Annotated in this window: 12 protein-coding genes; 3 read left to right on the top strand and 9 right to left on the bottom strand. The window is 44.7% G+C overall.

The annotated features are described in order from the left end of the window. Positions 1-16: 16 nt before the first annotated feature. Genes ICW03_RS02485 through ICW03_RS02470 form a run of 4 tightly spaced genes read right to left on the bottom strand, consistent with a single transcriptional unit; the run spans position 17 to position 4,320 of the window. Positions 17-1,411, bottom strand: coding sequence for an MmgE/PrpD family protein (locus ICW03_RS02485; protein WP_215348616.1), 1,395 nt, complete (start codon positions 1,409-1,411; stop codon positions 17-19). A 56-nt stretch (positions 1,412-1,467) separates the two neighbouring features. After that, entirely contained in the window at positions 1,468-2,433 is a 966-nt protein-coding gene (locus tag ICW03_RS02480; RefSeq protein WP_215348615.1) for a tripartite tricarboxylate transporter substrate binding protein, read from the bottom strand. A 52-nt stretch (positions 2,434-2,485) separates the two neighbouring features. Next, entirely contained in the window at positions 2,486-3,457 is a 972-nt protein-coding gene (locus ICW03_RS02475) for a tripartite tricarboxylate transporter substrate binding protein (protein WP_215348613.1), read from the bottom strand. Between the two features lie 35 nt (positions 3,458-3,492). Continuing rightward, positions 3,493-4,320, bottom strand: coding sequence for an alpha/beta fold hydrolase (locus ICW03_RS02470; RefSeq protein ID WP_215348611.1), 828 nt, complete (start codon positions 4,318-4,320; stop codon positions 3,493-3,495). A 329-nt stretch (positions 4,321-4,649) separates the two neighbouring features. On the opposite strand from ICW03_RS02470, the gene ICW03_RS02465 reads away from it, so the two are divergent. From ICW03_RS02465 to ICW03_RS02455, 3 genes are all read left to right on the top strand, one after another. Beyond that, on the top strand, positions 4,650-5,738 hold the full coding sequence (locus tag ICW03_RS02465; RefSeq protein WP_215348609.1) for a hypothetical protein: 1,089 nt from the start codon (positions 4,650-4,652) through the stop codon (positions 5,736-5,738). Between the two features lie 100 nt (positions 5,739-5,838). Continuing rightward, positions 5,839-6,813: a tripartite tricarboxylate transporter substrate binding protein gene (locus tag ICW03_RS02460; protein ID WP_251374436.1), complete on the top strand. Its 975-nt coding sequence runs from the start codon at positions 5,839-5,841 to the stop codon at positions 6,811-6,813. Positions 6,814-6,834: 21 nt separating this feature from the next. Continuing rightward, positions 6,835-7,908 carry an isocitrate/isopropylmalate dehydrogenase family protein gene (locus ICW03_RS02455; RefSeq protein WP_215348607.1) on the top strand — a complete coding sequence of 358 codons (1,074 nt, stop codon included), beginning with the start codon at positions 6,835-6,837 and terminating at the stop codon, positions 7,906-7,908. Here the strand turns inward: ICW03_RS02455 and ICW03_RS02450 are convergent. The 5 genes from ICW03_RS02450 to aceA all read right to left on the bottom strand — a co-directional run bounded on the left by ICW03_RS02450 (position 7,884) and on the right by aceA (position 12,096). Continuing rightward, positions 7,884-8,864: a tripartite tricarboxylate transporter substrate binding protein gene (locus ICW03_RS02450; protein ID WP_215348605.1), complete on the bottom strand. Its 981-nt coding sequence runs from the start codon at positions 8,862-8,864 to the stop codon at positions 7,884-7,886. The genes ICW03_RS02455 and ICW03_RS02450 overlap by 25 nt on opposite strands. Next, the gene (locus ICW03_RS02445) at positions 8,861-9,523 is read right to left on the bottom strand and encodes a 3-oxoacid CoA-transferase subunit B (RefSeq protein ID WP_215348603.1); all 663 of its coding nucleotides are present in this window, start codon (positions 9,521-9,523) and stop codon (positions 8,861-8,863) included. Before ICW03_RS02445 ends, ICW03_RS02450 begins: the two co-directional genes overlap by 4 nt. Next, positions 9,520-10,191: a 3-oxoacid CoA-transferase subunit A gene (locus ICW03_RS02440; RefSeq protein ID WP_215348601.1), complete on the bottom strand. Its 672-nt coding sequence runs from the start codon at positions 10,189-10,191 to the stop codon at positions 9,520-9,522. Before ICW03_RS02440 ends, ICW03_RS02445 begins: the two co-directional genes overlap by 4 nt. A 58-nt stretch (positions 10,192-10,249) precedes the next feature. Continuing rightward, complete coding sequence (locus ICW03_RS02435) at positions 10,250-10,690, bottom strand: HIT family protein (RefSeq protein WP_215348599.1); 441 nt, start codon at positions 10,688-10,690, stop codon at positions 10,250-10,252. A gap of 107 nt (positions 10,691-10,797) precedes the next feature. Beyond that, complete coding sequence (gene aceA / locus ICW03_RS02430) at positions 10,798-12,096, bottom strand: isocitrate lyase (RefSeq protein WP_215348597.1); 1,299 nt, start codon at positions 12,094-12,096, stop codon at positions 10,798-10,800. Between the last annotated feature and the right edge of the window lie 126 nt (positions 12,097-12,222).

Genomic DNA, 12,222 nt, shown 5'->3' with positions numbered 1-12,222 from the left:
AGACCTATTTAAATCTTTATTTTGAAGTTAATAACGCGATGATCGGAGCTAAATCAGTCAACTCTTCCATTCGATCCACTAATTGAATCATTTGATTGATTTGTGACTCGCCCAGTATCCCCGATACAACATTGCGGAATTTAAATTGAATATCGTGTTTCGAGAGAGGGTTTTCAGGGCTACCTCTTCTATCTAAAATCTCCTGCAGAAATACCTCGCCCTTGTTTGTCGTTACTTTTACCCTGGAGGCATGTCTATATGCCACGCCCATACTCTCGATGTCTGCGTCCACATATGCGTGGACCTTCTGCATAAATGATTGCAACTTAGGATCAGCTAGCTTTTCACTAGAGTATTGCTCAGTAAAAAGAACTCCATCAAATGCTACGCTTGCCATATTGAAGTAAAGATTCATTTGAGCAGCAGTAACACCTTGAGCCTTATATTCCCAAGCGCAATGAGTGAAGGTCATAGGACTTAGGCCAACATCGATCCTGACTATGTCATCAGGCTTTAACTGATTGCTCTTCATAATAGCCAGTAAAGCATCTAAAGAAGAGTGAATGCTCGTTACGCATGCATAAGGCTTAAATCCAACTTGACCAGATTCCCAAACCTCGCCAAGACCAGATAACAATCGATCTGGCTTGGGCGATGAAGAGTAAGTACTCAAGTAGCCTCCATAGCCCGCCTCAAGTACATTTGAAATGCCAGTTAATCCTTTTTGTGCCAGGAAGGCCGAGTAAATTCCGCTCTGTGCCGCTCTTCCCGAGTGAAAGCGCTTTACCATTGCCCCCTCTTGGGCGGCCATCAAACCACCGGCCTGAGAACCTGCAATGCCCAAGCAATCAAGCATTACAGTAGGACTGAAATTCAGCATACGCCCCGCTGCCGCTGCCCCCACAAATACCCCCGAAGTTCCCTGAGGATGAAAGCCGTCAAAGAAAAGTTGAATAGAGGCGGCATTCCCCACACGAGCACCAATCTCATATCCACTCACCATTGCTGTTAAAAAATCTTTGCCAGTGACCTTGCCTAACTTCTCCACCAAAGCAATTAAAACCGGGATAGCAATAGATCCAGGATGCAAGATGGATTCTTTATGCATATCATCAAACTCAAATGCATGACCTGCAGTGCCATTTACTAAAGCAGCATTTCCAACTGAAGTCTTATGAGAGGTTCCGAAAATAGAAGCGACTGGGGTTGCACCTTCACCCATCGCCATGTCTTCAACCAACTTTGTCCAAGGCAAGGTGACTCCATGCAGACAACAGCCAATACTATCGAGCATGCACATTTTCATGCGCTCGACCACCTCAAGAGGAATATCCTCATACTGAAGTTGACTTGCAAATTCCGCCAAAATTTTGCTTGCATTCTGAACTAGTGGAGGTGTATCCGTACTCATAATTCCTTCGATTTACTTAGCTTAGTTTTTTATTTTGCACATCATCGCTAAAAATCCTACTCAATTGAGATATTGGCTTCTCGTGCAAGTGTGCCAATTCTCACAGTCTCATCTTTTACTAATTTTTCAAATTGCGCCGTGTTGATCGTGGATGGCTCAAATTCCAACTCATTCATTCTGTCTAGAACAGTCTTATTCTTTAGCGCTAGCGCAACTTGATCGGCTAGTTTTTTCACGATGTCTTTAGGAAGATTGGCAGGGCCCCATAAGCCGTACCAAGAATTCATCTCAAACCCTGGGAGCCCACTCTCCGCAACCGTTGCCACATTAGGGTAAGCAGCCATTCTCTTATCGCTCGTAAAGGCAAGGACTTTTAAGTGGCCACTCTTAATAAAGCTCGTAACCCCTGGCAATGGGGATATCGCTGCACTAACGTGCCCTCCCATCACATCCGTTAACTGTGGCACAGCACCTTTATAGGTGATGATCTCCATGTTCAATTTCAATGCTCGATTTAGCATCTCTTCAGATAAATGACTAGCGGTCCCCAATCCTGAAGTCGCCCAGGTATATTTTCCAGGACTCTTCTTAACCAATGTCACGAAGTCTTTAAAATTATTTGCGTCAAACTTTGGGTACGTAACAACAGCCAGTGGAACATAGCCGATCTGAGCAATAGATGTGAAATCTTTTTCAGCGTCATAAGTCTTCTTTTTTACGACTTGCGGCATATACACCTGGCTAGAAGCATGACAAAGCAATGTATAGCCATCTGCTGGAGCACGCATCACCTCAATAGATCCAATTTGGCCTGATGCACCCGGTTTATTTTCAACAACCACAGACTGGCCTAACTGTTTTTGTAATTGATCTGTTATCAATCTACATGTGTTATCTACTGAACCGCCTGGCGTATAGGGAACTATCACCTTAATCGGGCGATTGGGATATGCCTGAGCAAAAATAGGCCCCGTAAAACATTGCAGCCCCAAAAAAATTACCACGAGATACTTGATTTTCATTTTTACCCTTGCCTAAATTAGGATTCTTGAATAACACCAATGCAATAAAAAGTTAATCTGGTACCGCTCCAGATTTTTTGATAACTGTAGTCCATTTTTTGCTTTCCGCCTGAATCAATTTTGAGTACTCGGCACCATTTCCTAATGCCGGTACGGCACCCTCTGCAAGCAATTTGGATTGAAATTCCGGGCCTCCACCGATCTTGAGAATCTGGCTAGACAACTCCTTAGCTATTGCTGGAGAAATTTTGTTCGACGAGAGTACGCCGTAAGAAACTGAACTATCAAAATTATTAAGGGACTTAATATTTGACTCTGCAATCGTTGGCACTTCCGGAAATATCGATAATCTCTTTTTTGAAGTGACTGCAATCGCACGTAACTTTCCACTTTGAATCAAAGCCATTGCCGGAGGAATAACGCTAAACATAAAATCTAACTGTCCCCCAGCAACATCCACCAAGGCTGGACTGGTACCCTTATAGGGAATATGGGACATCTTGACGCCTGTTACTTCTTTAAATAATTCCCCAGTTAAATGGCCACCCGTACCATTGCCACTAGACCCATAATTAAAAGGGATTGTTCGTTGATTTGACAGATCAATCAAGTTTTGAACAGATTTAATCTTAGAGTCTTGCGCCACCACCAGCACCAAAGAGGTGGAAGCTAATAAAGCAATTGGCTCCAAGTCCCGTGTGGCATCCATTCCTGTATTGAGTAAAGCTGGATTAATGGAAACAGTCCCGGTATGCCCTAGCAGCAATGTAATTTCATCTGCTGGCGCTCTCACTACATATTCCGTGCCAATATTTCCTCCCGCGCCTGGCTTATTTTCAACCAAGACACTTTGTTTGCGCAGCTCACTCAATTCTTTGGCTAGCTGTCTAGCAATCACATCATTGCCACCTCCGGGAGCAAACGGGACGACAATTTTAATTGGCCTACTTGATGAAGATTGAGCCCAACCAATTCGACTTATGGATGTCGCAAGCGCTATCAATAAAAAATTTCTACGCAACATATGTGCTCACATTTCGTGTTGATAGCATTATTAAATTAATTACCAAGGTGTTTTGAATAAATCTGTCCAGAAAATTCACAAATCGCATCACACATTGCTTGTGGTTGCTCTGGCGCCAATGAATGCCCAGCATTCAATATGACTCCTTCCGTTACACGATCTCCAAGGTATGGCTTCATGATCTTAGGAATCACCACAGCGTCATATTCAGCCTGTAAATCTAAAATCGGCACTGAATTACCGGCAGAAAAATATTCATCGATTGGCGTATTGATTCTGGCGTAGCTTTGAGCCTCATGTGCCTCCTGAAACCATCCATCAAGCCATACGCCAGGATCATGCCCCGGAGCAAAGAATGCTTTTTGCAGACAAGCAAGCCGCTCATCTTTCGATAAAGATGTATCACCTGCGCCATCAATTTCAGCGCGAAGTCGACTGTATGGCTTTTCATCTGCACCAGGCAACAACTTACCAGCAGACGCTGCTGCCATTACTACAGCCAGCACAAGTTCAGCCCGATCGGCAGCCAACATTCTTGCAGGCTGACTACCCCATGCATGTCCGACTACAACAACGGGTCCTGTTTTTTCTTGATCCAACACTGCCGCCACATCACCAGCAAAGTCATGTATGGATAGTTTTTCCATGGGACCATGACTACCTCGAATACCTCTTGGCTCAGGACGAATGACTCGATACCCTTTAGCAATAATTCGCGAGGCCACATCATCGTAATCTCGCCCTGACCGCGCCAATGATGGCAGCATCACGATAACTGGGCCAGCACCTTGATCTAGATACTGAATAGTCACGGACACCAACTTCCCAGAGGGCTGATAGGTAACCGATTTATAAAGGCTCATAGTCCATGTCTCAAGGTATTTAATTGAAATCCAGTATCACGCAATTCAGCCTGAAGATAAGCCTCTAATTCCACCTGATGGAATCATTTCAAGGTCTGGCGCAGCTCATATACATACGAGATGTACATAGATGGTGCTCTAACTATCCAAATAGGATTAAGACTTGTCTCTTGAGGTTTGAATTGCTATTTTTATTTAACCCAATCTAACACGCTAAGCCAAATTGCATCTTATAAAACCGCTCAGGGATAACCCCATATATCAAGCTATCCATGATCTAATCCGAGTTAAGCTTTCAGAACAAAAATAAACAAAATTTAGGAGACAAAATGAGGCAAACGATTCGTCATGGCCTGCTAGTTTTACTGCTGACCTTATGTGGAACCTTCGCACACGCACAGCCATTAACAAAGGCGCCTCAATACAAAGTAGATCCCTATTGGCCAAAAGCACTGCCCAATAATTGGATTTTGGGTCAGGTAGCCGGTGTTGCTACAGATAAAAATGATCATATTTGGATCATTCATCGCCCCCTAACGATCACCGACGATGAGAAGGGCGCAACCCTTAACCCCAGAAGATCTAAATGCTGCATACCGGCCCCACCCGTACTTGAGTTCGACAAAAAAGGAAACTTACTACAAGCTTGGGGCGGCCCGGGAAGTGGTTATGAGTGGCCAAAAAATGAGCATGGCATCTACATCGATGCCAATGACAATGTTTGGGTGGGCGGCAATGCACAAACAGACCATATGGTCTTGAAATTTACCCCTCAAGGTAAATTTCTATTGCAAATTGGATCCTCTGGCGCAAGCCTTGGGAGCAATGACACGACTCAACTTGGAAGACCCGCTCATATGAACGTTGATCCCGTTGCCAATGAAATTTACATTGCCGACGGATACCTTAATAAACGTATTGCTGTGTTCGACTCCAATACAGGGGCTTATAAGCGTCACTGGGGAGCCTATGGCAATGTCCCTAGCGATGAAAAAATGGCTAGTTTTAACCCCACCTCACCACAATTTTCAAATCCAGTACATTGCGCCCGCCTCATGAAAGACAACACACTATTTGTTTGTGATCGAGCCAATAATCGCATTCAGGTTTTCGAAAAAAATGGGAAATTCATTCGCGAAATTGCTTACGAAACCGAAACTAGAGGTTCTGGTTCTGTATGGGATCTAATTCCCTCTGATGCAAGTCAGAAATACATCTTGATTGCTGATGGAACAAATAATGAAGTGATCGTAATGATGCGAGATACTGGTCAAAAAGTTGGTTCGTTTGGCAGGAGCGGGCGTAACGCCGGTGAATTCCACTGGGTTCATAACATCGCAGTAGATTCGGAGGGGAGCGTTTACACCACCGAAGTGGATACCGGCAAGCGTGCACAACGATTCACCAAAGCCAAATAATTCAGTACAGGGCCTCAATTCTCTGGGGCCCGAATAGCAACTCCCCAACCTCTATTCGCTAGGGAGTTAAATTGAGTGCCTCAGCATAAAGTCAATTTTTATGAATATCCAAAGCAAAAAATTAAAGAATCTATTGCTCACCATTTTGATGGGAGCCAGCATTGCTTCAGCGAATGCAGCTAGCTTCCCACAGAAACCAATCACACTGATTGTGCCGTTTGCACCTGGCGGAGGCACGGATAGTATCGCTAGAGATCTTTCTAAAACCTTAAGCGAGAAATTAGGTCAGTCAGTAGTAGTGGACAACCGAGGTGGCGGTGGCGGCTCCATTGGCGCATCTATGGGCTCAAAGGCAGCGCCCGATGGATATACCCTACTTTTTGTTACTTCGACATTTGTTACGCACGCAGCAACCGATGAATCAGCTGGCTACAACATTGAAAAAGACTATGCCCCAGTGGCGATGATTGGCCGTGGACCACTCTTGGTAGTGAGCAATAAATCTGTTCCGGTCAAAACACTTTCAGAGCTAATTCAATTCAGCAATCAGACTCGTGACATCAATTACTGCTCCGCAGGACTTGGCAGTATCAATCATCTCTCTGGCGAGCTATTTAAGCAAAAGACAGGCGCCAATTTGACTCATATCCCATACAAAGGAAGTGGCCCTGCAACTATTGATTTGCTTGCAGGGAGGGTTCAAGTCTTTTTTGCAACTATTCCAACCATTCTCCCTTATGTAGAGACAGACCGAGTGAATGTTCTCGCCATTACCAGCGAAAAACGCTCCCCACTTTTTCCTAACGTGCCAACTGCAGCAGAAGCTGGTGTGCCAGGATTTAATCTAAGCACCTGGTGGGGAATTGTTGCTCCTGCTGGGACACCCCAGGCAATTGTCAAGAAGCTGAATGAGTCCATCAATGACGCCGCCAGCAAAGACCCCCTGAAATCCAGACTTGCCAAAGAAGGGGCGCAAGCCTATAAGGTCACACCGGCTGAGTTCCAAAAAATATTAAGCAGCGAATTAAAGCTGTGGCAAAGCGTAGTTAAAAGTGCCAATATCAAGATTGATTAAAAGCTACTAGAAAGAAGTGAAATGAAAATAGTAATGATTGCCGGTGATGGGATAGGCCCAGAGATTAGCGCCGCAACTAAAGTGGTTTTAGTAGCTGCAGATAGTATTTTTAAACTCAATCTGCAAATTGAAGATGAGATTGCTGGCCATGAAAGCTTGCAAAAATATGGCTCAACAGTAAGGGATGAGTTGCTTCAAAAAGTGAATGCAGCAGATGGTCTGATACTGGGGCCAATGTCTACTTATGACTTTAAGGATGAGTCAAAGGGCGAGATTAACCCTTCAAAATTTTTCAGAAAATCACTAGATTTATATGCCAATATTCGACCAGCTAAAACCTACCCTGGCCTTAAAGCACCAGTTCATGACTTTGACTTAGTTGTAGTTCGAGAAAATACTGAAGGTTTTTATGCTGACCGAAACATGGCGGAAGGCAATGGGGAAATCTTAGTAACCCAAGATGTAGCAATTTCGTTAAGGCGTATTACTCGCCAGTGTTGTGAGCGTATTGCACGAAGCGCCTTTGAGTTAGCCCGCTCAAGAAATAAGCACGTAACCATTGTTCACAAGGCAAATGTTTTAAAAATTGCCGATGGAATGTTCATCGATATTTGTCATGAAGTGGCTAAAGAATTTCCCGAAGTAAAGGTAGATGACTACATAGTTGATGCCATGGCAGCACATTTAGTCAGGGCCCCACAAAATTTTGATGTGATCGTCACGACAAATATGTTCGGCGACATACTTTCCGACCTCACCGCAGAATTATCAGGAAGTCTTGGGCTGGCCGCATCCGTGAATGCAGGCATAAGTCACGCCATGGCACAGGCAGCCCATGGGTCAGCCCCGGATATTGCTGGAAAAAATATTGCCAATCCATTTTCTTTGATTCTGTCTTCCGCACTACTATTGGATTGGTTCTCGCATCGCTCAAATAAGCCAAACTTTGCGTTAGCCGCAAAATCCATTATGACCTCAGTCGAGCAAGCTATTCTTGCTCAAGAGGTAACAATGGATATAGGCGGAACATTGGGCACTGCGCAAGTCGGAAATGCTCTCGCTAAAAGACTTCACTCAATTGAAATTTTTGATTGAGTAATAATTTTTCGCCACTTTTCAATCTCACTTTTTAATAAGGCTGAAAACTGCTCGGGTGTACCAGGCATTGGATCAGCACCTTGCGCTATCAACTTATCTTTGAATTTAGGGTCAGCCAAAATACTTTGTAATTCTTTATTAAGGCGATTACGAATATCAATCGGAAGATTTGCGGGCGCTACTAAGCCATACCAAGTTGCCATGTCATATCCAGGCAGACCACTCTCAGCGATGGTTGGCACCCCTGGTGCAGCCAATGAAGGTTTGGCGGTAGTGATGGCAATGCCTCGTAAATTGCCAGCCTTTACCTGCGGCAATGCGCTAGGCAAGTTTGGAAATAACATGTCGACTTGGCCTGAAATCACGTCCGGTAAAGCACTGCCAGTTCCTTTGTAGGGAATGTGCACCATTTGAATTCCAGCCATTCTTTGAAACAGCTCAGCCGATAAATGTACTGAAGTGCCACTACCGCTAGATGCAAAAGTCAGCTTGCCGGGATTTGCTTTAGCAGCTGCAATAATTTCACCAACAGACTTATAAGGCGAACTCATTGGCACTACCAACATATTTGGAGCTGAGAATACTCCACCAATAGCAGTAAAGTCTTTGATAGGGTCATAAGGCAGATTTTTGTAAAGCGAAACATTGACTGCATGACCGATCGATGGGAAATATAAGGTATATCCATCTGGCGCTGCGCGTGCAACCGTCTCTGCAGCAATATTGCCATTGGCACCAGCACGATTTTCAACCACTACCGGCTGACCTAATCTCGTAGAAAAGGCTTCCGCCAAAGAGCGACCTACAGCATCAGCAGATCCACCCGGAGAAAAGCCAACAACAATCTTAATAGGCTTTGTGGGGTAATTGGATGCCGCTTGAGCGAATGCCAGCGTACAGGTGAATATCCATAAAATTAAACCCAGCAAATAGGATGTTGTAATTTTCTTCATTTCTTACGCTCCGTCATGGGTACACCACTAATTTCACAAAGATCTGCAAAGCTCAACCCCTCGATCCAATCAATTGCTTCAAGACCATCCTGAGTTACGGCAATAGTCGCCAAATCAGTGTAGATGCAATCTACCGCTGCCAATGCAGTCAAAGGGTAGGTACATTGCGCAACAAGCTTCGATTCACCAGATTTGGTGAGATGCTCCATCATGACGAATAGTTTTTTTGCGCCTAATGCTAAATCCATTGCGCCACCTACAGCTGGAATCGCATTAGGATCGCCTGTACGCCAATTAGCAATATCCCCATTCACGGAGACCTGAAACGCTCCTAGAACGCAAATATCGATATGCCCGCCACGAATCATGGCAAAAGAGTCGGCGTGGCTAAAAATAGAAGCGCCAGGCAACATCGTTACAGGTTGCTTGCCGGCGTTTACGATTTCCTCATCAATTTGATCACCCTTAGCCAAGGGGCCCATTCCCAATAATCCGTTTTCACTGTGCAACAAAATCTCGCGATCAGGCGGCAAGTAATTGGAAATGGTCATAGGTTGACCAATTCCTAAATTCACATGCGCGCCATCTGGAATGTCTTGAACAATTCGTTTGGCAATGTCAGCAGTGGATCGCTTTTGTAGGTTAGATAAATTGATCATGCTTTGCCTCCAACCAAAACTACTCGCTTTACAAATATCCCAGGAGTAACAATATGCTCAGGATCTAATTGCCCCAACTCAACCACTTGATTCACTTGAGCAATGGTGCACCGCGCTGCAGTAGCCATAATGGGGCCAAAGTTTCGGCCGGTACCGTGATATATCAGATTGCCCCAACGGTCACCTTTATCAGCCTTGATCAGCGCATAGTCTGCTTTAATTGCTTTCTCAAAAACATAATTAGTGCCATCAATTTCACGACACTCTTTACCTTTAGCTAAGTCGGTACCAAATCCTGTAGGAGTAAAAAAGCCTCCGATGCCTGCCCCACCAGCTCTGATGCGCTCGGCCAAGGTGCCCTGTGGAACTAACTCCAGCTCAATTTTTCCTTGTCGATATAGATCGTCGAATGCACCAGACTCTGGCTGCCTTGGAAAGGAGCAGATCATTTTCTTTACCCTGCCAGCTGCAACTAATTTTGCGATTCCCACACCTTGATTGCCGGCGTTATTACTCGCCAAAGTTAACTCTTTTGCGCCCTGCTCAAGCAAAGCATCTAGCAAAAATACTGGCAATCCAGCGCCACCGAAACCCGATATTAGTATGGTTGAACCATCAGCAATGTCACGCAGAGCCTCTGTGACATTGGGCATTATTTTTTGAATCACTCAAGTCTCCAATTTTTATTATTTTTTACTACTCAACCCTCTCCGGGATCTCTAAATACTAATTCAATTGAGAGATTTCTTCTCGAATTGCCTGCGGCAGCTCAGTCGCTCGACGTCTACGCTCAGCAATAACAGCCTCCGAAGTTTCCCTCAGCCTGCCTGACCAAACCGAGCCAGGGAAAAAGGCGTCGTCCTTGAATCGCGGAATAACATGCCAATGAATATGGGGAACCATATTGCCCAAAGCAGCAATATTGACCTTATCAGGGTGCATCACATGACGTACAGCCTCTTCAACAGCAAAAACTAAGGTCATGAGATGGTCGCGCTCACCATAAGTAAGCTCTGTCATCTCCGCTAAATGGCGATTCCAAATCACCCTGCAAAAACCAGGTAGATCAGGATCGTTCACGAGAATGATGCGACAGTCATCACCGCGCCAAATGAGCTGCCCCTCTTCGGGCTTGAGTTCGTCTTTACAGAGTGCGCAATTAGTCATGGGAAGAATGTAAACGAAAACGGCATCTAAGTCACCCTTGTGGGGTAATTTAGATGCCGCGGCAGTATTGGTGTGTTACTGCTTGCTACGTACTACTTAGGGATTTCTTAGTGGAACTGCTCTTCTTCAGTAGAACCAGTCAATGCTGTTACAGAAGACTTACCACCTTGGATTACAGTAGTTACATCATCGAAATAACCTGTACCAACTTCTTGCTGATGTGAAACGAACGTGTATCCGCGATCACGAGCAGCGAATTCTGGCTCTTGTACTTTCTCGATGTATGCAGTCATACCGCGCTGCATGTAGTCTTGCGCCAAGTCGAACATGTTGTACCACATAGAGTGGATACCAGCCAATGTAATGAATTGATACTTGTAACCCATTGCACCTAATTCACGTTGGAATTTAGCGATTGTTGCGTCATCCAAGTTTTTCTTCCAGTTGAAAGATGGTGAACAGTTGTAAGCCAACATCTTGCCTGGGAACTTCGCACGAATTGCTTCTGCAAACTGACGAGCAAACTCGAGATCAGGTGTACCTGTTTCGCACCAAACCATATCAGCGTAAGCAGCGTATGCCAAACCACGTGAGATCGCTTGATCCAAGCCTTTACGTGTTTTGTAGAAACCTTCGGCTGTGCGCTCGCCTGTCAAGAATGGCTTGTCATTTGCATCGTAGTCAGAGGTCAACAAGTCAGCAGCTTCAGCATCAGTACGAGCCAAGATAATGGTTGGAACACCCATAACGTCAGCAGCTAAACGCGCTGAGATCAATTTTTGTACAGACTCTGTAGTTGGCAACAATACCTTGCCACCCAAGTGTCCGCACTTCTTAACAGAAGACAATTGGTCTTCGAAGTGAACGCCTGCAGCACCTTGCTTGATCAATGCTTTACTCAACTCAAATGCATTCAATACACCACCGAAACCAGCTTCAGCATCAGCAACGATAGGAGCGAAGTACTCGATGTAACCTGCATCACCCTTGTTAATACCCTTAGCAGTTTGGATTTCATCAGCACGCTGGAAAGAATTGTTGATACGCTCAACCATCTTAGGAACTGAATCTACTGGATATAAAGATTGATCTGGGTACATAGCAGCATAAGAGTTGCCGTCAGCAGCAACTTGCCAACCTGACAAGTAAATTGCCTGCACGCCAGCTTTAACTTGTTGCATTGCTTGACCACCAGTTAAAGCACCTAAACAGTTAACGTAAGCTTCGTTGTTTACTAATTCCCAAAGACGCTCAGCGCCATGCTTAGCCAAAGTGTGCTCAATCTTCAATGAACCACGAAGACGGATAACGTCCTCAGCTGTATAGCCACGTGTAATACCTTTCCAGCGCGGATTGGTATCCCAGTCTTTTTGTAGTGCTGCGATTTCTGCTTTGCGATCTGCCATGTTTTTCTCCCTAAGTTAAACAAGTACTTCAAAATTTGAGGACTCTTAAGACCTGTTCAAGTCTTATGTCTTATATAAGAGTTTAGACAATTCAAAAAAGCAAGCAAGAGAAATATGGGGAATTTT

The organism is Polynucleobacter sp. MWH-Aus1W21, assembly GCF_018687275.1.
Taxonomy (GTDB): Bacteria; Pseudomonadota; Gammaproteobacteria; order Burkholderiales; family Burkholderiaceae; genus Polynucleobacter.
The sequence above is the reverse complement of the archived record's forward strand: the minus strand, read 5'-3'. Positions and strand labels throughout refer to the sequence as shown.